General features: G+C 41.1%; 26 protein-coding genes. 13 read left to right on the top strand and 13 right to left on the bottom strand.

Annotation, left to right across the window (positions count from 1 at the left end):
- A complete protein-coding gene (locus DCK90_RS10640; RefSeq protein WP_199912684.1) occupies positions 1 to 1014 on the bottom strand; it encodes a glycoside hydrolase family 88/105 protein in 1014 nt (337 codons plus the stop codon).
- A 132-nt stretch (positions 1015 to 1146) separates the two neighbouring features.
- Positions 1147 to 2571 carry an L-serine ammonia-lyase gene (locus tag DCK90_RS10635; protein ID WP_108246194.1) on the bottom strand — a complete coding sequence of 475 codons (1425 nt, stop codon included), beginning with the start codon at positions 2569 to 2571 and terminating at the stop codon, positions 1147 to 1149.
- A gap of 231 nt (positions 2572 to 2802) precedes the next feature.
- Here DCK90_RS10635 and dnaK point away from each other — a divergent pair, with 231 nt between their 5' ends.
- Positions 2803 to 4722: a molecular chaperone DnaK gene (dnaK, locus tag DCK90_RS10630; protein ID WP_108246193.1), complete on the top strand. Its 1920-nt coding sequence runs from the start codon at positions 2803 to 2805 to the stop codon at positions 4720 to 4722.
- A gap of 74 nt (positions 4723 to 4796) precedes the next feature.
- Here dnaK and DCK90_RS10625 read toward each other — a convergent pair whose 3' ends face one another.
- On the bottom strand, positions 4797 to 5441 hold the full coding sequence (locus DCK90_RS10625) for a response regulator transcription factor (RefSeq protein ID WP_108246249.1): 645 nt from the start codon (positions 5439 to 5441) through the stop codon (positions 4797 to 4799).
- 697 nt (positions 5442 to 6138) lie between these two features.
- Positions 6139 to 6987 (bottom strand): TolB-like translocation protein, encoded by an 849-nt coding sequence (locus DCK90_RS10620; protein ID WP_108246192.1) that lies wholly within the window; start codon positions 6985 to 6987, stop codon positions 6139 to 6141.
- A 391-nt stretch (positions 6988 to 7378) separates the two neighbouring features.
- Here DCK90_RS10620 and DCK90_RS10615 point away from each other — a divergent pair, with 391 nt between their 5' ends.
- The gene (locus tag DCK90_RS10615; RefSeq protein WP_108246191.1) at positions 7379 to 8875 is read left to right on the top strand and encodes a potassium/proton antiporter; all 1497 of its coding nucleotides are present in this window, start codon (positions 7379 to 7381) and stop codon (positions 8873 to 8875) included.
- Between the two features lie 4 nt (positions 8876 to 8879).
- Here the strand turns inward: DCK90_RS10615 and DCK90_RS10610 are convergent, their stop codons facing one another.
- Both DCK90_RS10610 and DCK90_RS10605 read right to left on the bottom strand, forming a co-directional pair.
- On the bottom strand, positions 8880 to 9233 hold the full coding sequence (locus tag DCK90_RS10610; protein ID WP_108246190.1) for a tRNA-binding protein: 354 nt from the start codon (positions 9231 to 9233) through the stop codon (positions 8880 to 8882).
- Between the two features lie 52 nt (positions 9234 to 9285).
- A complete protein-coding gene (locus DCK90_RS10605) occupies positions 9286 to 9675 on the bottom strand; it encodes a DoxX family protein (RefSeq protein ID WP_108246189.1) in 390 nt (129 codons plus the stop codon).
- Between the two features lie 152 nt (positions 9676 to 9827).
- Here DCK90_RS10605 and DCK90_RS10600 point away from each other — a divergent pair, with 152 nt between their 5' ends.
- Positions 9828 to 11018, top strand: coding sequence for a TlpA family protein disulfide reductase (locus DCK90_RS10600; RefSeq protein ID WP_159075816.1), 1191 nt, complete (start codon positions 9828 to 9830; stop codon positions 11016 to 11018).
- A gap of 66 nt (positions 11019 to 11084) precedes the next feature.
- Here DCK90_RS10600 and DCK90_RS10595 read toward each other — a convergent pair whose 3' ends face one another.
- The 6 genes from DCK90_RS10595 to DCK90_RS10570 form a co-directional block, all read right to left on the bottom strand.
- Complete coding sequence (locus tag DCK90_RS10595) at positions 11085 to 11993, bottom strand: DUF4382 domain-containing protein (protein ID WP_108246187.1); 909 nt, start codon at positions 11991 to 11993, stop codon at positions 11085 to 11087.
- 142 nt (positions 11994 to 12135) lie between these two features.
- Positions 12136 to 13083: a TolB family protein gene (locus DCK90_RS10590; RefSeq protein ID WP_108246186.1), complete on the bottom strand. Its 948-nt coding sequence runs from the start codon at positions 13081 to 13083 to the stop codon at positions 12136 to 12138.
- A 72-nt stretch (positions 13084 to 13155) separates the two neighbouring features.
- Positions 13156 to 14214: an ACR3 family arsenite efflux transporter gene (gene arsB, locus DCK90_RS10585; RefSeq protein WP_108246185.1), complete on the bottom strand. Its 1059-nt coding sequence runs from the start codon at positions 14212 to 14214 to the stop codon at positions 13156 to 13158.
- The gene (locus DCK90_RS10580; RefSeq protein ID WP_108246184.1) at positions 14214 to 14831 is read right to left on the bottom strand and encodes an arsenate-mycothiol transferase ArsC; all 618 of its coding nucleotides are present in this window, start codon (positions 14829 to 14831) and stop codon (positions 14214 to 14216) included. Before DCK90_RS10580 ends, arsB begins: the two co-directional genes overlap by 1 nt.
- 10 nt (positions 14832 to 14841) lie before the next feature.
- Complete coding sequence (locus DCK90_RS10575) at positions 14842 to 15309, bottom strand: DUF6428 family protein (RefSeq protein WP_108246183.1); 468 nt, start codon at positions 15307 to 15309, stop codon at positions 14842 to 14844.
- A gap of 46 nt (positions 15310 to 15355) precedes the next feature.
- Entirely contained in the window at positions 15356 to 15685 is a 330-nt protein-coding gene (locus DCK90_RS10570) for an ArsR/SmtB family transcription factor (RefSeq protein WP_108246182.1), read from the bottom strand.
- A gap of 176 nt (positions 15686 to 15861) precedes the next feature.
- Between DCK90_RS10570 and DCK90_RS10565 the strand changes: the two genes are divergently transcribed.
- Genes DCK90_RS10565 through DCK90_RS10520 form a run of 10 tightly spaced genes read left to right on the top strand, consistent with a single transcriptional unit; the run spans position 15862 to position 24231 of the window.
- On the top strand, positions 15862 to 16992 hold the full coding sequence (locus DCK90_RS10565; protein WP_234414731.1) for a cysteine desulfurase family protein: 1131 nt from the start codon (positions 15862 to 15864) through the stop codon (positions 16990 to 16992).
- Positions 16989 to 18143 (top strand): XdhC family protein, encoded by a 1155-nt coding sequence (locus DCK90_RS10560; RefSeq protein WP_108246180.1) that lies wholly within the window; start codon positions 16989 to 16991, stop codon positions 18141 to 18143. Before DCK90_RS10565 ends, DCK90_RS10560 begins: the two co-directional genes overlap by 4 nt.
- Positions 18140 to 18745, top strand: coding sequence for a nucleotidyltransferase family protein (locus DCK90_RS10555; protein ID WP_108246179.1), 606 nt, complete (start codon positions 18140 to 18142; stop codon positions 18743 to 18745). The genes DCK90_RS10560 and DCK90_RS10555 overlap by 4 nt, the downstream gene beginning before the upstream one ends.
- Entirely contained in the window at positions 18742 to 18978 is a 237-nt protein-coding gene (locus DCK90_RS10550) for a MoaD/ThiS family protein (protein ID WP_108246178.1), read from the top strand. The genes DCK90_RS10555 and DCK90_RS10550 overlap by 4 nt, the downstream gene beginning before the upstream one ends.
- Positions 18975 to 19988 (top strand): HesA/MoeB/ThiF family protein, encoded by a 1014-nt coding sequence (locus DCK90_RS10545; RefSeq protein ID WP_108246177.1) that lies wholly within the window; start codon positions 18975 to 18977, stop codon positions 19986 to 19988. Before DCK90_RS10550 ends, DCK90_RS10545 begins: the two co-directional genes overlap by 4 nt.
- A complete protein-coding gene (locus DCK90_RS10540; protein ID WP_108246176.1) occupies positions 19981 to 20424 on the top strand; it encodes a molybdenum cofactor biosynthesis protein MoaE in 444 nt (147 codons plus the stop codon). The genes DCK90_RS10545 and DCK90_RS10540 overlap by 8 nt, the downstream gene beginning before the upstream one ends.
- Positions 20425 to 21324 carry a bifunctional molybdenum cofactor biosynthesis protein MoaC/MoaB gene (moaCB, locus tag DCK90_RS10535; RefSeq protein ID WP_108246175.1) on the top strand — a complete coding sequence of 300 codons (900 nt, stop codon included), beginning with the start codon at positions 20425 to 20427 and terminating at the stop codon, positions 21322 to 21324. It abuts the gene before it with no gap.
- Positions 21314 to 22306, top strand: a complete 993-nt coding sequence (moaA, locus tag DCK90_RS10530) for a GTP 3',8-cyclase MoaA (RefSeq protein ID WP_108246174.1) — start codon at positions 21314 to 21316, stop codon at positions 22304 to 22306. Before moaCB ends, moaA begins: the two co-directional genes overlap by 11 nt.
- Entirely contained in the window at positions 22306 to 23472 is a 1167-nt protein-coding gene (locus DCK90_RS10525) for a molybdopterin molybdotransferase MoeA (protein ID WP_108246173.1), read from the top strand. Before moaA ends, DCK90_RS10525 begins: the two co-directional genes overlap by 1 nt.
- 3 nt (positions 23473 to 23475) lie before the next feature.
- The gene (locus tag DCK90_RS10520; RefSeq protein ID WP_108246172.1) at positions 23476 to 24231 is read left to right on the top strand and encodes a sulfite exporter TauE/SafE family protein; all 756 of its coding nucleotides are present in this window, start codon (positions 23476 to 23478) and stop codon (positions 24229 to 24231) included.
- Here the strand turns inward: DCK90_RS10520 and DCK90_RS10515 are convergent.
- Positions 24228 to 24485, bottom strand: coding sequence for a winged helix-turn-helix domain-containing protein (locus DCK90_RS10515; protein WP_229418473.1), 258 nt, complete (start codon positions 24483 to 24485; stop codon positions 24228 to 24230). The two genes, DCK90_RS10520 and DCK90_RS10515, sit on opposite strands and share 4 nt — an antisense overlap.
- Positions 24486 to 24740 lie beyond the last annotated feature (255 nt).

The following is a 24740-nucleotide window of genomic DNA, read 5'->3' as shown; positions in this document are numbered from 1 at the left end:
TTATTTGCCCCCGTATAATTTATACACCTCTGAACCTGCACTGAGAAAGGCTCCTGCGCCGTACACTTCGGTTTTGTCTGGCCATGCTTTTCCAGGAGCGGCACCAATAGGTTGAACATATCCCAACATTCCCTCTTCGTTGACGTAGCTAACCAATGCATTCCATGCTTTTTCAACAGCTGGCCCATAGGTTTCTTTATCCAAAATACCAGTATTAATGCCCCAAGCAAGTCCATATACATTAAACGAAGTGCCACTTGTTTCTGGAGTAGGGTAAAATTTCTGTGCCAGTAAACTCATTGCCCAATGGCCATCAGGCGTCTGTATCTTCAACAGTTTGGCGGCCATTTTTTCAAATATGCCCTTAAAATAAAGATATTCGGAACTCTCTGGTTCCAGTTCGCTCATAATGTTTGCCAAGCCAGCAAAAACCCAACCATTGCCCCTTGACCAAAATATTTTGGCTCCATTATCAAGTTTACCCATGTAACTTTCGTCACGATAATATAAACTCTCTTTCTCATCAAATAGAAAATCGGTAGTAGCCTTGAATTCATCCATCATAAAATGAAGGTATTTCCTCTCTTCTGTGATGTTGTATAATTTTGCCCAAACAGGTGGGGACATGAAGAGTGCATCACACCAATTCCAACGAGATTGATGGTATGGGCTTCGCCAATTCAATGAAGTTTTGGCCGGATGGAACATAATAAAATCGAACTGCTCTTTTGTGGGGTCCAACATTTTTTTATCATTATACTTTTTATACAGTTCCAAATAAAATTGTCCTACAGTATGGTCATCTGCATGGTAGATTCGGTCGTTTAGCTTCCAATCGTTCAATTCACCTATGGTTTTTAGCCATACATAGTATTTGTCATTTTCCGCCATTGCAGCCCACTTTACCATACCAACGTAGAGAGCGCCATTTGTCCAATTTAGAGGATGGTGAGGTTTGTCGTAAGTATAAGCGTCCCGATAATGGTCAATTTGCCAATCTGCAACTTTCCTCATTGTGGCCTTAACCTCTTCTGGTTTGATTTTTTGTGAAAAAGATAAATTTGAAATGAGCAGGACGCATCCTAATGTGATATTTTTAAGGTTGATCATTTTATATCATTTTATGTTAATGGTTGTATATTCATTTTAACAATCACTCAAGAATACACCTACCGCAAGTCCTCCTTCAGAAGTCTCCTTGTATTTGGAGCTCATATCTTTTGCTGTTTCCCACATGGTATTTACTACTTTATCCAAAGGTACTTTCACCTCGCTTGGGTCCGTATCCAGTGCCAATTCCGCTGCATTGATGGCTTTAATGGCCCCCATGGCATTACGTTCTATACAAGGTACTTGTACCAGGCCACCGATGGGGTCGCAGGTAAGACCCAAATGATGCTCCATAGCGATTTCAGCAGCAATCAATACCTGTTCGGGAGTGCCGCCCATCAACTCTGTTAATCCCGCTGCCGCCATGGCGGAAGAAACCCCTATTTCTGCTTGGCAACCACCCATGGCTGCAGAGATAGTGGCACCTTTTTTAAAAATGCTTCCCACTTCGCTCGCCACTAATAAAAATTGTTTTACATCATCAAAATTGGCATCGTGGTTTTCTATGACCATGTAGTACATTAATACAGCTGGGATTACACCGGCACTTCCATTGGTCGGGGCAGTGACCACTCGTCCCAAAGAGGCGTTCACTTCATTTACGCTGAGGGCAAAACAACTTACCCATTTAATAATCTGTCGAAATTTGACTTCTGTATCCCGAATACTTTCCAACCACTCCTGCGGATTGGAGTAGGATACATTGCCCTTAAGTTTTTGATGCATCTCGTAAGCACGTCGTTTCACGTTCAACCCACCGGGGAGTTTACCTTCGGTATGGCAGCCCACGTACATGCTTTCCAACATGGTGTTCCAGATTTGTTTGATTCCCTTATCAATTTCATCCTCGGTCCTTAGTGATAGTTCGTTTTCCATCACAATGGTGGAGATGGATTTATCTTGTGCATTGCAATGTTGTAGCAATTCATCCCCAGTCTTAACGGGATGAGGAAATGTTTTAAAGGTTTCTTTGTTCTCCTTTGCATGAATGCGCTCTTCCTTTACCACAAAACCTCCGCCTATGGAATAGTAGGTTTCGGAAGTTGTTTCCTTTCCGGTCAATTCAGCTTCAAACTTAATGGCGTTGGCATGGAAGGGAAGGAACTCTTTCTTGAAAATGATGTCATCTGTAAAACTGAACGGTATTGTTCGTTTATTGCCAAAGTTGAGTTTGTTTTCGGCTTTAATTCTGTCAATACTTCCTGAAATACTGTCAATATCAATGGTTACAGGGTCTGTTCCCAATAACCCCATCACTACGGCAATATCTGTTGCATGCCCTTTTCCGGTGAGGCAAAGTGAGCCGTACAAGTATATCTTAATGGATTGTACATGATTAAAAACTTGCTCTTCTTCAAGCTCGGTAATCCAACGTTCTGCGGCACGCCACGGTCCAAGGGTATGGGAACTGGAAGGGCCAACGCCGATTTTAAGCATATCAAACACACTAATGCACTCCATAAACTCAATTTATGGTTTCAAATATAGGAAGCTAAAAGGGATTAAAATGCGAATATTTAAATATAGGGGGCGGGTTTTTAATATTGATTATGGTATCCTCAACGGAATCAAGGTATGTAGAGGTTTTGGCAATAATATGACACCTTGTCAGATTCTCTGTCGTGGCATAATCATTGACATTTTATGAGCGAAACAAAATTGAATTTTAAACAGATATAACTTTTAGATACGATGAGCAAGATTATAGGTATAGACTTAGGTACAACCAACTCCTGCGTCTCTGTAATGGAAGGTAACGAGCCTGTGGTAATTCCAAATGCTGAAGGTAAACGAACTACTCCATCGATGATCGCATTTGTTGACGGTGGGGAAATTAAGGTCGGCGACCCTGCAAAAAGACAAGCCGTGACCAACCCTCACAAAACAATTTATTCCATTAAGCGATTTATGGGTAATAAATACTCAGAATCCAGTAAGGAGGCCACTAGGGTTCCTTATAAAGTGGTTAAGGGTGACAACGATACACCTCGTGTGGATGTGGATGGTCGTTTGTACACCCCTCAGGAATTGTCTGCCATGATTCTTCAAAAAATGAAGAAGACCGCAGAGGATTACTTGGGACAAGATGTAACCAGAGCTGTAATTACAGTTCCTGCATATTTTAACGATTCACAAAGACAGGCTACGAAAGAAGCTGGTGAGATTGCAGGCCTTACCGTGGAACGTATTATCAACGAACCGACTGCCGCATCTTTGGCTTACGGACTTGATAAAAAGGACACTGAACAAAAGATTGTAGTATTCGACTTTGGTGGCGGTACACATGACGTTTCCATTTTGGAATTGGGCGATGGTGTATTCGAAGTTTTGGCTACGGATGGTGACACTCACTTGGGTGGTGACGACGTTGACCAAAAAATCATTGATTGGTTGGCGGAAGAGTTCAAGAAGGATGAAGATATGGACCTTCGTGAAGACCCAATGGCTTTGCAACGTTTGAGAGAAGCTGCAGAAAAGGCAAAAATCGAGTTGTCTTCTTCTGCACAGACAGAAATCAACTTGCCTTATGTTACAGCTACTGCTTCAGGACCAAAGCACTTGGTAAGAACATTGTCGCGCTCCAAATTTGAGCAATTAATCGCCGATTTGGTGAAAAGAACAATCGACCCGTGCGAAAAAGCATTGAAGGCTGCAGGATTGTCCAAAAGCGATATTGATGAGATTATCTTGGTAGGTGGTTCTACCCGTATCCCTGCGGTACAGGAAGCCGTTGAGAAGTTCTTCGGTAAAAAACCATCCAAAGGTGTAAACCCAGATGAGGTTGTTGCCATTGGTGCCGCTATTCAAGGTGGTGTATTGACAGGGGATGTAAAAGACGTACTCTTGTTGGATGTAACCCCACTTTCTTTGGGTATCGAAACCATGGGAAGCGTGTTTACCAAATTGATTGAGGCGAACACAACCATCCCGACCAAGAAATCACAAGTGTTCTCTACAGCTGCAGATAATCAACCTTCGGTTGAAATCCACGTACTACAAGGGGAAAGACCGATGGCAGCGGATAACAAGACTATTGGTAGATTCCACTTGGATGGTATTCCACCAGCACCAAGAGGTACACCTCAAATTGAAGTGACCTTCGATATTGATGCAAACGGTATCATTAAGGTTTCTGCAACGGATAAAGCTACTGGAAAGTCGCAAGACATCCGAATCGAGGCTTCTTCTGGTCTTACCGAAGAAGAAATACAAAAGATGAAAGCGGAAGCGGAAGCCAATGCCGATGCAGATAAAAAAGCGAAGGAAACCGCAGATAAGTTGAATGAGGCGGACGCCATGATTTTCCAAACAGAAAAGCAATTGAGCGAGTTTGGCGATAAATTGTCCGATGACAAGAAAAAGCCAATCGAAGATGCTTTGGAAGAGTTGAAGAAAGCTTACGAAGGTAAAGACCTAGCGGTCATTACACCTGCTTTGGAGAAAATCAACGAAGCGTGGAAAGTTGCTTCCGAAGAAATGTACAAAGCGCAAGCTGAAGCACAGGGTGGTGCTGCGGGTGCTACGGGAGATACAGCTAGTGGTGATGGTGCTGCCAACGGTGCATCCGAAGGTGATAACGTAGAGGATGTTGACTTCGAAGAAGTGAAATAATTTATATTACTTTAAATAGATAAAAAAAACCCTGACCATTTGGTCAGGGTTTTTTGTTTAGTGGAATCTTCAACTTATGCCGCGTTCAACTGTTGCATTTCCATTTCTTTGAGCTTCCGTAAAGCTTCTGATTTTGAATTTACGTTCAGTTTAACATAAATGTTCTGAATGTGAAAATTGACCGCGCTGGGCGTAACAAAAAGCTTGTCCGCAATCATTTTATAGGTGAATCCTTGGGTAAGGAGCTCTATGATTTCGTTCTCCTTTTTGGAAAAAGCCTCAAAAGATTTTGATTGGAACGAGTCGATGATTTTTTTCGCTACATCCAGTTCCAAAGCAATTCCATGCTGGTCAAGTGCCTCCAAAGCATTGAACAATCTATCCTTGGTTATCGGTTTGATAAGGTAGCCACTCGCTCCTTTTTTAAAAGCCTCTTTGATGAGTTTGAAATCGTTCATTTTACTCATCATCAATACCTTAAGGTCTTTGTTTTTTCGGTAAAAATAATCAAGGCCATCTATGCCTGAAATACCGTTTAGCATTGCTTCACAGATTATAATATCTGGATGGCTACGTCCAAAATTGGATAAGAGCTCGTGTACGGAACTGTAGGTTCCATGGAGTTCGTACTGATTGTTTTCTTCAAAGTATTGATTGTAAATGCCGCCGATAGTACCATCATTGTCGATGATGGCAATTTTTAATGGTTTTTTTTCCATGATAAGAAAGATTTGGGGGATTAATACTGTTACATCATTTGTTCTGTAGGTTAAGTTTTTGGACATGGGAGTCCTTCTCCGCATAGTTGAAGTTGGGATAAACTAATATTGAAACTAACCGTATTGCCTTTGGGAAAAGCTATACCAATCAATGTTCCATTTAAGTTTACTTCAAAAATGGGTACAATCCCTTATGGGATTGGTTGCTAAAATTTGTGTTGAGTTGAGGTTTTACCTCATCAAAAAAGTTAGGTGAAAAGAGGTTTTGGGACGCCTTTTTTTCTTGTGTTGTAGTTCTTGTTCATGACTTAATAGATTTGGGATTGTATTATTTCAATAGTGAATTTAGAATTTTTTAACTATTGAGCAGAATTTTTGTAGTGGTTTTCGTTCAAATGCACTTTTGGTGAAACCTTTTAATTCAGAATAGTAGGATAAGGGGTAGTGTGATTTGCTCTCAATTAATTGTATATCAGAATTTTAAACAAAAAAATAGGATGCCGTCCCATCAGCATCCTATTCTTGGTGTAAATCGGTCAGATTGAAATAATACAACCCGCTTTCTATGATAGTCTGTCAGTTTCCCCCTGTCTTTCTTATCATGGTCATGAGTGTCTCAAAATTCGGCTATGAAACAGCATCACAAGACACTTCAGGTTTATTGACCGATTCAATAAGTATTTTATTTTAATGTATTCTATTCTTCGTCTTGGAAAGATGCACCTGCATATTCGTTGGTGTCATCGTTCATAACAGTTTGGAGTCCTGTACCTCCATCAGCAACATCGTTGTACTGATCCCGATTACTTGAACGTCCATATGCCACAGTATATTGTGATACAGTATTGTTGAATCCTCTATTGGATACTACAAACCCCATTTTCTTCTCTGGGCTCAATTGAATGGCGTAGTCGTCACTGTTGCTGTTAATGTGGGCACCCAAGTTTACGGATGTGGTAAGCGTGTTCTTTACCACCTGTGAGGCATAAAGGTCCAATCCACCGTAACCATCTCTCCCTTCAGAAGCAAAGAACAACAAGGTCTCATTATAAATGCTAGGGTAGAGCTCATCTTCTTTGGTGTTTACTTTGGGGCCAAGGTTTTTGGATACACCTGGAGTTCCATCAACGGCGATATCGGCTACGTAAATGTCATATTTACCATAACTTCCTTTCATGTTAGAAGCGAAGAACAATCGAGATCCATCAGCGGTTACCGTTGGGTGTTTCGCGGAATAATGTTTAGGACATACCTCCAATTGCGTAACGTTGGTCCATTCGCCGTTAACTTTCTCGGCGCGATAAACGTGATAAATCAATTCTTTTTTAGAAAACACACCGTAAAGTGGCTTCTCATAAGTACCCTTGCTAAAGTAGGCGGTTTTACCATCTTTGGTAATGGACATGGAAGGAACGTACCCATCAATGGTGGAAACGCTTCCGTCCATAGTGTCGTTAATCATTTTTTCGTCTGCCTGGGCAAATGTAGTTTGACCGGCTAGTATTGTAACTGAAACAATTAGGCTGTAAAAAGTTGAACGTGTCATGATGTATAGATTTGGGGGTTAATACATAGCAAAGATCAAAAAGATTGATGGTGAATACTTATCAATTTTTCACAGGTTTTTACTTTTAACGACTAAAAAGTGCATTTCATCGAATATTTTTTAGGTGTTTAACACCGGGTTGATCGTAAAAATGCAGTTAAACGTTCTTTTTTGTGTTTCAACAGACTAATTCAAGTTGGGATAAATTAGGGTCAATTTGTTCAAAATCAATATTTTTTATACTCATTTTGAGGATAATGGTAGTATTTTACCCCTTCACATATCGGACAAATTGAGTTAACTTCGCTTTTTGAAAGATGTATCTATATTATAAGGAGCTATTCTTCAAATATTTTATAATAATTACCTCAAACTAGAAAGCCTGCCTAAAATGAATATCACTATTGAAAATATCATCTTAATAGGTTCGGTACTTCTTCTGATCAGTATTTTGGCGGGCAAAACAAGTTACCGTTTTGGTATTCCTACATTATTGCTGTTTTTGACCATTGGTATGTTGGCCGGCTCAGATGGTATTGGAGGTATTTATTTTGATAATCCAAAGATTGCCCAGTTCGTTGGGGTGGTCTCATTGAACTTTATTCTTTTCTCAGGTGGTCTCGATACCAACTGGCAATCCGTAAAGCCTGTACTTAAAGAAGGCATAGTACTTTCAACTATTGGGGTTTTACTAACTGCCGTAGGTTTGGGATATTTTGTGTATTTGATTACTGACTTCAGTATTTACGAAAGTTTATTGTTGGGCGCCATTGTCTCCTCTACCGATGCCGCTGCAGTTTTCTCTATACTCCGGGGCAAGAATCTGGCATTAAAAAAGAACCTTAGGCCTACGTTGGAGCTGGAAAGTGGTAGTAACGACCCCATGGCCTACGTGCTTACCATTGCATTTTTGACCCTAGTGCAGTTTCCGGAAAGGAATATTTTGTCGGTATTGCCCATGTTTTTTCTACAAATGGCATTGGGCGGCGCGGCCGGTTTCCTGTTTGGCAAATTGAGCAAGATAATCATCAACAGAATACAGTTGGATTTTGAAGGGCTTTATCCAGTATTGACCATAGCGTTGATGTTCATTACCTTTTCGGCAACGGATTTTATTGGAGGAAATGGATTTTTGGCCATCTACATATGTTCCGTCTATTTGGGCAACCAAAACCTGATTCATAAAAAAACCATTATGCGAATGTTCGATGGGCTGGCATGGCTCATGCAAATCGTATTGTTCCTTACATTGGGGCTATTGGTATTTCCAACCCAGATTGTTCCGTTTATTGGAATAGGGCTGTTAATTTCGCTTTTCTTGATTTTTGTTGCACGCCCCTTGGCGGTAATGCTTTCTTTGCTGCCATTTCGAATGAAGTTAAGACGAAGGTTTTACATTTCTTGGGTGGGATTAAGAGGGGCTGTGCCCATTGTGTTTGCTACGTATCCGTTGTTGGCGGGCATCGACAAGGCAAGTATCATATTCAATATTGTTTTCTTTGTTTCGATAACCTCTGTATTGATTCAGGGGAGTACCTTGTCCATTGTGGCCAAATGGTTGCATGTGGGATTGCCCGAGAGTGCCAAACCACTTTCTCCTACGGATGAACTCTTGTCGGAACATCCAAAAGCAATTATGAAAGAGATAACCATCAGTGGGGCTTGTCCTGCCACAGGGGAAAAAATCGTAAACTTGAACTTTCCTAAGAAAGCCATTATCGCCATGATTCAACGCAATGGTAACTATCTTACACCAAATGGCTCTACCATTATCGAAGCTGATGATACGTTGGTGGTGCTTACGGACAAACCCGAAATTTTGGATAAAGTTTACGCCTCCCTTTCCATGTCCAAAACCGCGGAGAAGAAGGAAGAATTAGCAGAATAAAATCTTATCCGATTCGGGTGCCGTTTTCAATATTTCGTTCCGGTTGTAGGAGGGTTATTTCTTTGTTTTTTCCGATACCACCAAGAACCAAACATTCGCTCATCATATTGGCAATTTGTTTTGGTGGAAAGTTGACCACAGCAACCACCTGTTTCCCTACAAGTTCGTTGGGAGTATATAGATCTGTGATTTGGGCAGAGGTCTTTCTTTTTCCGATAGGTCCAAAGTCTATGATCATTTTATACGCAGGATTTCTAGCTTCTTCAAACACTTGCGCTTCCAATATGGTTCCAATGCGCATTTCTACCTTAGTAAAATCACTCCAAGTTAATTCGTTGGATGCTTTCTTTTCGTCCATTTTCAAAATTTAAAGTAAAAATAAGGCTGTATCGAACAGGGGCGGACTTAATTCAGAACAAATTTTTGATAAATGGTATCTCGAAACGCCGTTGCCAAGTCAAAATCAGACAAAAAATGAAGGTAACCAGTGCTAAAATAAAAAGAATGCCGCCATCATCTTGGACCACCACACCCAATAGGGTCAGATGTGAAAATAGGGCCCCGAGCATAATACCAATACCCAACAAAGCTCCAAGCCAAGTTGTCTTGGGGATCAAGATGAGAACTGCTACGATCAATTCAACTATTCCCAGGCCTATTCTTCCCCAAGGCTCCATATGTAGCTGTTCAAATATGTAGACAGATTCGGGGGCTGCCGTAAACTTAAAGAACAAGGTCTGCAATAAAATTATGGCCGGGATAATTTTGAGTAGTGCATTTATAATTGATTTTGTTTTCATTTTTTAATTGATTGAATAGATATTGGTTTGGTCGGGCTATTCTATGGTAACTAACTGAATGGCAACAATTAAATGCATATTGATATGTAGCCTAATCTTTAAGGTTGACCAAAGCCATCATATCAAATGGGGAATTGGTTAATTTTACTGACATGAAAAATTTACTCAAATTCTCTTTGCTTTTCCTGTTTTTGATGCAATCCTGTTCCAAGGAAGCATGGTTGTCCGGGACCATGGATTTGGAGGGTGGCGAAGATTGGAAACCTATGGTATATGTGGTTGTTCCCGAAAAATTTGATGGGGTGGCCCAAAGTTTTGTAGGTAAGGTGTTAGATTCGGCCCAAATTGATGAGAGTGGAAGCTTTGAATTTATAAATCCACCTGAAATGAAAGCTCCTGTATTGCTGGAGATAGCGGTTCAGCGGAAAGGAGAAAAGTATCCGAATAAGTTGTTGAATGAAAACCCTGAAACGGATAATTACTTTCCGTTGGTATATGAATCAGGCAAAAGCATCAAGTTAAACTCCAAGATATCCCAGTTTCAGGCCTCTTTTTCGTTGGAGGAGCCTTCGCTTATCAATGGTAAAATGATTGAATTGAGGGATTTGCGTTTGGAAGCCTATCAAAAACAGTTGAAAAATCAATCAATAAAAGAAGCTTCGGATGAAGGTTTGCTGGAACGTGAAAAGAGGCTTGTTGAATACCAAAAGCAATTGATGGACTTTGCAGATGACACTGATGAATTCTTCCCTGCAATGGTCGCTCTTCGCTGGGCCAGCCCGGAAGGAAACTACGAGCGAATTGCTGAATTGCTGTACAATCAATCCGAAAAATGGAGGACACTGTATCCGGAGCATCCTTGGACTAAAGAGTTGGGTTCGATGGCCGACAAGGAAAATTTACCCATTTTGGTAGGAGATCAAGTTCCTGATTTACTCTTTCCTATGAAAGATGGGCAAGAGGTGCGGTTACAGTCCTTGATTGAGAATCAAAGGTTGGTGTTGCTAGATGTTTGGGCATCTTGGTGCGCACCCTGCAGGTTGGAAAACAGGAATATTTTGGTGCCGCTTTGGGAAAAATATAACCAGAAAGGTTTTCAGATTTTGGCGTATGGCCTAGAAAGTAATGAAACTGCTTGGAACAATGCCATACAAAAAGACGGTGCTTACCGGTGGACACATTACTCGCATTTGGAAGGTGACCAAAATCCGTTTATGGATGCTCTTCGCTTAAAAACTATTCCGGCCAATTTCTTACTGAATCAGGAGGGTAGGGTACTAGCAAAAAACTTACATGGAGAGGATTTAATCGAATTTGTCGATAATCATATGAAAGAGAGATGATTTCTAATAAAAAAGCCAGGATATATCCTGGCTTTTTCTTCTTTAATTTGTTTGTGTTCGGGGATATTAATTTCCGCCTTCTGTTGTTTCTTCTTCAGTAGCTGCATCTGGATCTACTTCAAGAATAAAATCTTGGGTCGTAACGTTCGCAGCATTTATTTGTACTTCTATGGTATCACTTGCAATAAAGCCATCAAACTCGGAAACTACTTCGTAAGTACCGGCTTCCAGACCTAGAATGGCATAATTACCATCTGGATCGGTAAATGAAGTAGTGTTGAGCGTGTCCGCTGCAAATACAGAAACTTGTGCACCAAAAAGGCCAATTTGAGTTTCCTCTTCAACAGTGCTAACATTTCCTGAAAGTGTACCGGCAGTGGAAAGATTACTGGCCTTGATTACAGGTTTGAAATTGAACCCGCTTATTTCTGCGGCTGTGCTAATATTGCCTTTTGCCACAAATGAGCGACTTACATCGAAATCCAGTAATAAATCGGAAGATAAACCGCTTACTACAGTAATTCCTGGGTCTATAAATACTTTAATTCCGGATGAGTCACCACTGGGAACCTTTAGCTCATAAACCGTTCCATCGGTTAAAACTACATTTACGCCCTTAACGTATACGCGAACCTGATCATAAGTCCCAACAGGAACCTCAATTTCTGCCAATTGAAGAGTCAATCCATTGGTCAGTTCCAATAGGTTTGTTTCTATTTCTTCTTCCATCAAGGTTATGTACGGGCTTGTAGTAAGGGCATCATCATCATCGTCTTCGGAAACGCGACGAGCCTCTACTTTATACACAGTAACGTTTGCTTCTGCAATTAATTCATAAGGAAAAGGAGCATCGGTCATTTGCACAGAAAGCGTGCCTGTTCCTTGTGGATTTCCTCCGTTTCCTTCATCATCGGAGCAGCTTACAAAAAATAAGGTCATTACGGCAAATAAACTGCTAAAAATCTTTGTTCTCATAGTATGGGGTTTTTAAAATTTTTCAGGGCAGAATTATCCCTGTGCGATTTCTACCAAATAAACAAGTTAGGTGGAATAAACCCTACCCCAATGACAAGAAAAATTGATTTTATAGATAAAAAGCACTTGTATAATCTACAATTTAATCTTTGTAGATAAAGTTCGGAGCTTGTTGATACTTGAAGGTATCGTCGGTCAAGATTTTCATTTCCTTGGTGTCCCAATTCATCAAGCCAATATGAAATTGTGTTTGTTCATCGTCGAAAAGTTCAATGGCCAACCACTTGCCATCGGGACTCCAATCATGCCAACCCTCGTTTTGAGCATTTTCTGTCAACTTCCATGTTTTGCTCCCATCCAAACTAACGGCATATAAACTATACTTGCCATTTTGCTTACTTTGATATGTAACAAAGTTTTCGGTTGGGTGTAGTCTTGGGGCACCGGCCCTATACTCATACTTTCCAGCGGTAGAGTCTTTTTCGGGATAATGAGTAAGTTGCTTTCGATTTTTTCCATCCACATCAATAATGTAAAGCTCTTCATTAAAACCGTTAATCTCTTTGCGAACTGTTTTTCCGCCTCTAAAAACGACTTGTTTTCCATTATTTACAAACAAGGGGTCAGCAGCAAAAGCTAGTTTTGTGTCCAATCGATCTATGATCTCTCCATTTTGGTTTAGAATGTAAAATGTAGATTCTGTTATCAGCTTGGGCTTTACGATAAGTTCGGTGCCATTCTTTCTGCTGCTCATCCAGCTATCAGCCAACTCCAGATCACTAACTTTTTGAACGTTTTCTCCATTAAAGTTGCTTTTGTACAAAAAATAACAACGTTTGCACGCTCCTCTATCAGAAATAAAATACAAGGTATCTTCATAAGAATAATAGGTCCAATCCACAGGGTACAGGTCGGTAATGTTTTTTTTGTTGGACCCATCGAGGTTCATTGAAAAAATCTCATAGTTCTCAATGTCAAAATCCCTTAAAACATTGTAAACCAAGCCAAGTTCACGTTGGGTATTGTCCTTTTTTGAATTGCAGGACAGTAGTAATGCCAATAATCCAAGAAAAGCTATTGTTTTAGTCATAATGAGTTTAGTTTGTTTGAAATTTTAGTGTAGTCGAATTTACTAAACTCCATGAATTTTTAAAATGGTGATTTAACCTTGGACTTCTACTTTTTTAGGTGTGAAATATTTTTTCTTTAACCAGAATGAAACTTTTACCAATAAAATCAATGCTGGTACTTCTACCAATGGCCCAATTACCCCTGTAAATGCCTGTCCGGAATTCAAACCAAAAACAGCAATGGCAACGGCAATGGCCAGCTCAAAGTTGTTTCCCGCGGCCGTGAAGGCGACTGCAGCAGTTTTGTCGTATTCGGCCCCCATGGCTTTTGTGGTGAAAAAACCAATAATAAACATCAAAGCAAAATAGATCAACAATGGAACTACAATGATCAATACATCCATAGGAATCTCCACAATCAATTCACCTTTTAGCGAGAACATAACCACAATCGTGAACAAAAGGGCAATTAAGGTAATGGGAGAAATGGTTGGGATAAACTTTTTGGTGTACCATGCTTCACCTTTAAGTCTCACCAAAATTTGGCGGCTTAAAATCCCCATTAAAAAAGGGATCCCTAGGTAAATGGCCACACTCTCTGCGATAGTGCCAATGGATATATCAACAATAGCACCTTCAAACCTAAAATAGGGTGGGAGTACGGTGATGAAGATCCAAGCATAAAAACTATAGGCAAAAACCTGAAAAATACTGTTTAAGGCCACTAAACCTGCACCATATTCACTGCTTCCTTCGGCCAAATCGTTCCACACCAAAACCATGGCAATACAACGAGCCAAACCAATTAAAATAAGTCCGACCATATATTCAGGGTAATCCCGCAGAAAGATTATGGCCAGTGCAAACATCAGAACAGGTCCCACGATCCAATTCAGAAAAAGTGAGATGGAAAGAATTTTGGTGTTTTTAAAAACCTTTGGGAGCAAGGAGTATTTTACCTTGGCCAATGGTGGGTACATCATTAAAATCAACCCGATGGCAATGGGGATATTGGTTGTGCCACTACTGAATTCGTTGACGAAATCGGGGAAGCTTGGAAAAAAATAACCGATTCCGACGCCTACCGCCATGGCGACAAAAATCCAAAGGGTAAGGTTTTTATCTAAAAAGCTTAATTTTTTAATCGCCATTATTTCTGAATTTGGGAAAAGACATAAAACATTTCAGTTGCGATTTGTAAGCTTCGCTCCTTATATTTTTCGGCTTGTTCCGGTGTGCCATCAAATGCTTTGGGGTCGTCGTAGGTGATAGGTATGCGTTTTTCTGCACCGGGAACGAACGGACAGCCCTCATCAGCTTGGGAACAGGTCATAATGGCCGCAAAATCTGATTTTGGGTTGAAATCATCATCCATTCGTTTGGAAAAACAGATGACAGGGTGTTCGTTTTCGGAAAACTTGATGCCATACACTGGGTTTTTTCCTTCGGAGAGCATGTTTATTTCAAACCCGCAGCTTGCTAAAGTTGAAGCCACCATCGGAAATAGGGCAGTGGCTTCTGTTCCCCCAGAATAACAGCTCACATTATCAATCCCAAAATAAGATGCCATGGTCTGCGCCCAAACTTGTGATAAATGACTTCTTCGCGAGTTATGGGTACAGATAAAATTAAGTCGGATGGGTTGGTCGTTATCCAATTTTTCCTGAATATACTCCACAAGAGGAGATAAGGTTTGTTTTCTTTCCGCAGCAATGGATGTTGTATCCAAATCGGAAACAAATTGGTTTAAATTGTCAAAAAGTGCCATAAGTTGGGTTTTAGCAGCATCCACTACCTGGAGTGCAAGTTTGTGTGTTTTGTAATTCGGATAACTTTACTTTGGGCTTTTCGGTTGGGATACCACAATTGTCCTTGGCCAAACAATCCGTTTGTTTGGTGGTCAATAGAAAGTTGGTTCCGTCAAAATCAAGGTCAAATTTTTCAATGGTCTGCCCTTGGTATTCCACTTCTACGTCTAGATTGCCGAAGCCCAACGTTTTTTGGGACAATTCTATAATATGGACCAATTTCTCTGGATGAAGTCTATGGTCGTAATCATCGGCGTTCCAAAGTTGAAAGTTGACCACCTCCTCGTTTCGAACTGTTCCACCGCAGTCAATAAAATGCTTGGTGATTTTACCTACTTCGGTCACATGAAAATGATTGGGAACCAAATCCCCATTCGGTAATTGAAACGCTATGGTGTCCAATTGGGTCAATACTGATTTAACTTCTTCTAATTTCATATCCCTATATTTATTGCAATATTACGATTAATGATATTAAATTTTTTTAACAACAATCCTTTTGGTTGAGATCTTGATTCAAGAAATCTGACATTACGTTTTTCATTTTCTTCCAATTATCAACATCAATACAGTAACAAACGCTGGTTCCTTCAACATTTCCCTTGATGAGGCCTAAGTTTTTTAACTCCTTTAAATGTTGAGAAATAGTGGGTTGCGCCAAACCAATTTCATCTACCAAATCACCGCAAACACATGCGTTCAGCTTGTACAAATACTGAAGAATGGCGACACGGGCAGGGTGTCCGAACACCTTCGCGTATTGTGCAATCTCGTTTTGTTTGTCCGTAAATATTTCTGTTTTGGCTAAGCCCATTGTCTTATTTGTATATTGCAATATTACGATTAATAATAAATGTGTCAAAAATTTTATTTGATTTTATTTCTTAATGGTTTGAAAAACATAAGTGAAAGCTAGATGATTCTTATTAAATTGCGTTATGCATATCAAAACATAACGATTATAATTTGTCTCTTACTAAAAAAATATATTTGGATTATAATGCGACCACACCCACCGACACAAAGGTAGTGGAGGCCATGCTGCCGTATTTTACCCAAAATTTTGGCAATGCGAACAGCGACCATTCTTTTGGTTGGCATGCTGAAGACGCAGTAGCAACTGCTAGAAATCAAGTTGCCAAACTGGTGAATTGTAGGGCAACCGAAATAACGTTTACATCGGGAGCTACGGAAGCCGCCAATCTGGCCTTGTTCGGATTTTGTAAAAGAAATAGCGATAAAGGGAATCATATAATTTCCTGCAAAACAGAGCATAAAGCAGTCTTAGATACTTTGGAAGCATTGGAATCAGATGGTTTTGAAGTTACCTATTTGGATGTGGACAGGCAAGGAAATATTGACTTGATTGAATTGGAAGCGGCCATAAAACCCTCCACGATTTTGGTTTGCATGATGCTCGCTAACAACGAGACAGGTCTAATTCATCCAATAAAAACCATAACCGAAATCGCGCATTCCAACAATGTGCCTGTGATGTCGGATATCACGCAGGCTGTTGGCAAAATTCCTGTTGATTTACAAGAATTGGGAATCGATATCGCTATTTTTTCATCACACAAACTGTATGGACCTAAAGGTGTTGGCGCACTTTACTTGAATAAAAGAAAAGATATTTCCATTGATAAACACCTTTATGGAGGCAGTCACGAAAAAGGAGTCAGACCAGGAACTTTGAATGTTCCTGGAATTGTTGGATTTGGTGCAGCTTGTGAAATTGCAAATCAAAGCTTGGTAGAGAATCAGCAAAAATTCAAAAGTCTTCAAAACCAATTGGAGCAGGGGTTATTGGACATAGACGGAGCAACCATTAATTGCCGGGATGAAAAACGGTTATCCAATACCACAAATGTGTCGTTTAAAGCAATTGATGGCACCAAGCTACTTCGGTATTTGAACACCTTGGCCGTTTCTCGGGGTTCTGCGTGCACTTCAAATCAAGTAAATCCGTCCCACGTGCTAAAAGCGATGGGAATTGAAGATGATACAGCCTTGGCCAGTCTTCGTATCAGTACAGGGCGAAGCACTTCTTCGGAAGACATTGAAAAAGCCTTGTCTGAAATCAAAAAAGCCATCAACCAACTAAAAACTGCAGTTGTATGAGGGAGTTGGATGTCATCATAGCACAATATCAAGAGTTGAAATCACAGGGTATTCGCTGTGTTTTAGCTACTGTTGTCCATGTTGATGGTTCATCCTACCGTAGGGCAGGCGCTCGCATGTTGGTGGACGAGTTTGGAACTATTATCGGAGCTATTAGTGGAGGTTGTTTGGAAGGTGATGCGCTCAGAAAGGCACTTTTTGCATTGGATCGGCAAGAAAATAAATTGGTCACCTACGATACTAGCGATGAGGACGATGCGGTAATCGGGGCGCAATTGGGCTGTAATGGAATCATTCAAGTGTTATTCGAGCCTATTAATTATACCGATGAGAATAATCCCTGTGAGCTATTGAGAACTGTTGCCGAACAGGAAGTTCCAATGGCTGTTTCAGTAGTTTTTGACTTGGACAAATCCCAACAACAACTAGGAACCTGTTTGGTTTCAGATGAAAACCAGATCATCTCAGGTCGGCAACTTCCCGAGGAACTGCAACAAGCTTTGCTTGTTAAAAGTAAGGAGACAATTAAATTGGACAATTCTTGTTTCGCAGAGTTGAAAATTGAAAAGAAAGTATATTTTGCATTTATCCAATTACATCAACCTCCTGTAAAATTGATTTTGGTGGGAGCGGGGAACGATGCACAGATTTTGGCACAACAGGCTGATTTGTTGGGATGGAAAGTAACCGTTACCGATGGTAGACCAACACACGCCAACAAAAAACGTTTTGTCGGGTCATGTCAAGTTATTGTAACTAAGCCAGAAGAAACACTAAAAAACATCAATATAGATCAACGCACCTGTTTCGTGTTGATGAGCCATAATTATAATTATGACCTAGAGGTACTCAAGTTATTGCTTGGAAATGCAGAGACACCTTATATCGGCATCCTTGGACCGTTAAAAAAGTACAATCGTATGCTTAACGAACTTGCGGATGAAGATATTGAAGTGTCAAAGGAAGATCTAGCCAAAATCCATGCGCCCGTAGGGTTGGAAATAGGCGCAGAGACCCCAGCCGAAATCGGATTAGCCATTTTGGCTGAGATTCAGAGTGTATTGACCAACAAGGGAGCGCGACCCCTAAAACAGAAAACCGAGCCGATTCATGATGTCACTGAAAATCAATTTCAAAAAATAACCCTATGAGTTCAGAAGAAAACATAGCGGTGGTTGTTTTGGCAGCAGGTGGCTCTACCCGTTTAGGTCGACCAAAGCAGCTGGTTGAGTTCAAAGGAAAAACACTTTTGAAACATACCATGGATGAAGTTGATGACTTGGGTTTCCATACCAAGATTTTGGTACTAGGGGCTAGGCAAGAAGAAATTCAGAATAAAATTGACCCCAAAGGCTTTAAAGTGGTCATTAATACCGATTGGGAGCAGGGAATGGCGTCCAGCATCAAAGTTGGATTGGAAGCTGCGATGGCGGAGGAAGAAGGATTGGACCATGTATTGTTTCTGGTATCCGACCAACCCTTTTTGGAACGCGCCAACCTAATCAAACTGGTGCATACACAATTGACTCAACACCCCAAAGCAACCTATTCCAAATATGGGGATAATATTGGAGTTCCAGCGATTTTTGGTAAGGAAGCATTTCCTTTGTTGTTGCAATTGGAAGCGGACGAAGGGGCCAAGAAACTAACTCGCTTGGAAGATTTTAAATATTGCACGGAAGTCTTTAAAAAGGGCGGTTTTGATGTGGATACCGAAGTAGATGTACAACAGCTAAAGCAAATGGAAGCATGAATGTGACGATAAAATATTTTGGTTTGGTGGCTGAAGCTGCTGAAAAATCTGAAGAGATTTTGGAGTTCAACGAACCGTTGACCGCTTTGGAACTAAAGGCACAATGTTTGAACGGATTGGCTATAGCGGACAAAGATTCGGTACAGATTGCCGTGAACCAAAATTTGGATGATATAATAACGATAAAGGACGGAGACGAAGTGGCCCTGTTGCCACCGTTCGCTGGAGGATGAGCAGATACGATAGACAAATAAAACTCACGGAAGTCGGGCTTGAAGGCCAAAAAAAGCTTCGCAACGCCACGGTGTTGCTAGTAGGTGTTGGCGGATTGGGCTGTCCTGCTGCCATGTATTTGGTGGGTGCAGGTGTCGGTAAAATTGGTTTGATGGACCATGATAAGGTCGATATGTCCAATTTGCACAGACAAGTTTTGTTTCAAGAATCGGATGTAGGGAAGTCAAAAGCAGTTGTGTCCAAAGAACGATTGGAAAAACAAAACAGTGAGGTAGAGTATGAAGTGTACGAAGAGCCGTTGACAATGGAGAACGCGGAAAACATCATCAATCAATACGATGTGGTATTGGATGGTACGGACAATTTTGAAACCAAGTATCTCATCAACGATGCTTGTATTTTGGCAGATAAACCTTGGGTATTTGCATCCATTTACAAAAATGAAGGACAATTGTCGGTCTTCAATTATAAGAATGGCCCTACCTATCGTTGTCTGTTTCCGAAAAGTACGCGACAGAACATCAGTTGTGAGGCTACAGGGGTTTTGGGTGTATTACCGGGCATCTTGGGAACGCTTCAGGCAGCCGAAGTCCTTAAAATCATCCTTGGGAAGGGAGAGGTGCTTTCTGGTAAGCTAAAGTTGATCAATATGATGCAAGCCAGCGAGCAGACCATCAACATAAACAAACGCCCCGCAGAAGTAGAAAAAATTCGCAAAAACGGAATAGCGCCCGTTTACATCGATTGTGATTTAAAAAACAAAGAACAGTGGTATCTCGACGTGCGAGAAGTGTTTGAACAGCCCAAGCCAAAAGGCAAAAAGGTGTTGAGTATCCCAATGGGCGATTTAACGGCACGATATCAAGAAATACCGAACAATCAAGAAGTTTTTGTGTTCTGCCAGTCCGGCAAACGAAGCAAAAACGCCATAGAAATCCTTAAAAACGAATTCGGCTTTCACAATTTGAAAAACGTGGAAGGCGGCATAGAAACAATTATTGATGGATAAGAAGAAACCAAAAAAAGTGTTTGTACAAGGAGCGATTCCTCCCGAAAAAATAGCGACTTCGGTGGCCAACCACCAGAGCAAGACCAATATCGGTGCCCATAGCATTTTTTTGGGACAAGTAAGGGCGGACAAAGTGGATGGTAAAACCGTCACTGCAATCGATTATACGGCTTATGAAGAAATGGCGGAAAAGGTCTTCCATGAAATTCGGGAAGAGGCCTTTGCCAAGTTCGACATTACTTGTGCCCATATTTATCACAGTTTGGGCAAGGTAAAGGTTGGCGAGTTGTGCTTGTTCGTGTTCACCTCTTCGGCACATAGAAAAATCACTATCGAGGCCACCAACTTTTTTGTGGAGGAAATAAAGGCGAAAGTGCCTGTTTTTGGCAAAGAGATTTTTGAGGACGAAACCCATCAATGGAAAGTAAACAAGTAAATGGTAGACATAACTCATAAAGTGACCACTTTGCGGGAGGCAACCGCGGAAGCTATCGTAAAAACGAGTAGCCAGGCAACAATCGAGGCTATTCAAAATAACGAGGTTCCCAAAGGGAATGTGTTTGAAATGGCCAAGGCTGCTGGTTTGTTGGGCGTCAAAAAAACGCCGGACCTGTTGCCCGATTGTCATCCGTTACCCATTGAATATACCGGAATCGATTATGAGATTGATGGCTTGGAGATTACCATTTCCATGACGGTAAAGACCATTTACAAAACTGGAGTAGAGGTTGAGGCGATGCACGGGGCAAGTGTCGTGGCCCTCACGATGTACGATATGCTGAAACCGATTGACAAAAACGTGGAAATCGGCACTATTCGGTTGAAATCTAAAAAAGGAGGGAAATCTTCCTATAAAATCAATTCGGAAGGGTTGACTGCCGATGTTGTTGTTTGTTCCGATACCATTTCCAAAGGAAAAGGCGAGGATAGGGCAGGAGAGGCTATCATTGAGAAATTGAAGTCTCTGGGTGTGCCATCCCAAAAAAGCATCATTCCCGATGAGGCAGAGGAAATCATCAAAAAAGTGGAAAACACCACTGCAGACCTACTGATTTTTACGGGAGGAACGGGTGTGGGGCCACGAGATGTCACCCCACAGACCTTGGAGCCCTTGTTGGACATCAAACTTAAAGGAGTAGAAGAACAAATGCGTAGCTATGGGCAAAATCGGATGCCGTATGCGATGTTCTCGCGTTCCATCGCGGGCATCAAGGACGGTAAATTGATATTGGCACTGCCGGGCTCTACTAAAGGAGCAGCGGAATCCATGGATGCGATTTTCCCGCACGTGCTGCATGCATTTAAAGTGATAGAAGGAAAAAGACATGATGGATAAAAAACCACAGATAATAGACAATTTCGGTAGGCCACATGCCTATCTGCGCATTTCATTGACGGACCGGTGCAACCTGAGGTGCTTTTACTGCATGCCCGAAGAAGGTATTGAGTTGATGGAAAAACCGAGTATCATGACGCTGGAGGAAATCATCGAGATGACGCGAACATTTCGTGATTTGGGCGTGGATACGGTTCGGCTGACAGGGGGTGAACCTTTGGTTCGGAAGAATTTCGGTTTTTTGGTCGAAGAGCTGGCCAAATTGGGCGTGACCCTAAAATTGACCACCAACGGAATTGTACTTGACAAATATCTAGACCTGTTCGACAAAATTGGGCTGCGCAAAATCAATTTTAGTTTGGATACCTTGGACAAGGCCAAATCTATTTTCATTACCAAGCGGGACTATTATGAGCGCATTATGCGAAACTTGAATATGGCCTTGGATATGGATATGGATATCAAGCTCAATATTGTGCTGATCAAAGGTGTGAACGATAAAGAAATCAATGATTTTATTGCCTTGACCAAGGATAAAAATATTACCCCCAAGTTTATAGAGTTTATGCCATTCAAAGGCAACAAATGGGACTGGAGCAAGGGAGTTTCCAAAGAAGAAATCTTAAAGACTGTTGGCGATAAATTTGGGAAAATCGAAACCCTTGATAATCCAAAGCACAGTACCTCCACCAATTTTAGGGTGAAGGGCCACAAGGGCAGTTTTGGCATTGTAAGTACGATTACCAACCCGTTTTGTGATGAGTGCAACCGTATTCGTTTAACTGCTGATGGTAAGATGAAAAACTGTCTGTTTGCCACCTCAGAAACCGATTTGTTGACCCCACTTCGCAATGGAGAACAAATTGAAAACACCATTTTGGAGGCCATAAAATCCAAAAAGCATTCCCGTGATGGCATGGATGTTAAAATGGACGCCGACCACTACGAGCAAAACCGTTCAATGATTTCAATAGGAGGCTAATGGTTACAATTGAAGAAGCACTTCGAAGCATTCAGGATCAAAAAATCAGTTTAAAAAGTGAATCAAAACCTCTAAATGAGGCATTGGGTTATGCACTTTCAACAAATACGACAGCTCCTTTTGATGTGCCCGAGTTTGATAATTCCGCTATGGACGGTTATGCGCTTTGCGGACTGTATCAGGAGTACAATCTGGTAGGAGAGGTCGCCGCTGGCGATTCCAAGGATATAAAGTTGCGAGATGGCGAGGCCGTTCGGATTTTTACAGGGGCAAAAGTGCCCAAAAATACTACCGCTGTGATGATGCAGGAGAAAACCTCAGTAACAGACAGCACGCTGTTTCTTGATGAAATGCCAAAAATTGGTCAGAACATCCGAAAAAAAGGTGGTCAATTGACCAAAGGGCAAGCCGTATTTGAAAAACGACACGTTTTGAATCCACCATCATTAGCTTTGATGGGCAGTTTGGGATTATCGCAATTGGACGTTTTTTCTAAACCACAAGTCAATATAATCACCACGGGAAATGAACTCGTAAAACCGGGAGAACCCAAAACCGAAGGACAGATATACGAATCCAACAGCTACGCGATTTCTGGGGCACTTCAGCAATTTGGGTTTCAGCATCATCAAAAAACTCAGATACAAGATGATTTTGAGGCCACAAAAGCAGGCATCAAAACGGCATTGGACTCTTGTGATGTATTGATTATTTCTGGAGGAATATCGGTTGGGGATTACGATTTTGTAAAACAATCCCTCGAAGAAAATGGAGTTAACGAATTGTTTTACAAGGTCTTTCAAAAACCAGGTAAGCCATTATATTTTGGGAGGAAAGGTAATCAGTTTGTGTTTGCCTTGCCCGGGAATCCAGCATCTTCATTGACCTGTTTTTATGTGTACGTGCTTCCGTTGCTCCAAAAGTTATCGGGATATGGGAGCGTAGGTTTGACTACTTATCAATTCCCAATAAAACATGGGTATGAAAACCGTTTTGGGCGACCATCCTTTCTAAAAGCTGCTATCGTTGAAGGAAAAGTAGAGATTCTTGATGGACAGGGGTCTTCCATGATTCAATCCATGGCCAAAGGCAACGCACTTGCTTTTGTGGATGATGGCGAGGTATTGAAAGAAGGTGATTTGGTAAGGTGTAAACTAATTTCATAATTGATGACAGTTGAATATTTACCCATAGTCTTCTTTTTGATTGCGCTGTTCTATAGCTCTGTTGGATTTGGTGGCGGCTCCAGTTATTTGGCCATTTTAAGCCTTTTCCTGACCGATTTTTATGAAATCCGTTCCACAGCCCTCATTTTAAATATTTGCGTGGTGACCATAGGCACTATAGTTTTTATTCGGAACCGGGTGTTTGATATGAAGTTATTCTGGCCGTTTTTGGTGGTGAGTATCCCATTTGCTTATCTAGGTGCACAAATCCGCTTATCGCAAACCGTATTTTTTCTGGTATTGGGAAGTGCCTTGGTGATGGCGGGTGTTTTTATGTTGCTTCGCTTTGCGAAGAAAAAGCTGGACTCAAAGAAATTTTCCAATCCAAAAAAATCATTGCTTGGTGGGGGAATTGGATTGCTTTCCGGAATTTCCGGGATAGGTGGGGGCATCTTTTTATCGCCAGTACTAAATCTATTGAAGTGGGAAAACCCTAGAATAGTTGCATCGCTGGCCTCTGTTTTTATTTTGGTGAATTCTATTTCTGGGCTTATAGGTCTCAACGTGGCAGGCACCTTTAAACTGAACAATGAATTGATGCTACAGCTTATTGTTGCCGTGGTAATAGGAGGGAGTATCGGTTCTTATCTATCAAACAAGAAGTTCAACCTGAAGTTTTTGGGTGTGCTTACCAGTATTTTGGTACTCTACGTGGGTTTCCGTCTGATTTTACTTCACGGTTTTGATATCAAGATTTAAATCATCCCCAACATTTCATCCGTATGCTGCTGAACGGTTTCAGTGATTTTATCATTCATTTTTTGAAAGGTGGAAAGTGCTTTTTTGCCAGCCTCGGTTAATTCCGCACCACCACCTTGTATGCCGCCTTTGTGGAGTTCTACATAGGGTTGTCGACCTCGTTGGTTCATGTCTTCGACCATTGCCCATGCTTTACGATAGGACATTCCCATTTCCTTGGCCGCTTTAGACAGGGAACCGTTTTTGTCAATCATTATTAATAGTTGGGCTCGCCCAGGGCCAAAAAACTTTTTGCCGTCAATATCTATCCAGCATCTTATTTTAAGTTCTTTTTCACTTTTCATCACGGTTAAATTTAAGCATCTATGCGGTAAATTGAATATTCACCCCAAATAAAAAATATAGGATAATATTGTTCTTATTTAAACAAAACGTATTGCATAATTCTTTTCCGAATGATGTTTAACTGTTTGGTATCCAGCGGTAATGTCTTACCTTTATTTACAGTG

This window comes from Muricauda brasiliensis, assembly GCF_003057865.1.
In the GTDB taxonomy this organism is placed as follows: Bacteria; Bacteroidota; Bacteroidia; order Flavobacteriales; family Flavobacteriaceae; genus Flagellimonas; species Flagellimonas chongwuensis.
This window is presented reverse-complemented; position numbering and strand designations above follow the sequence as displayed.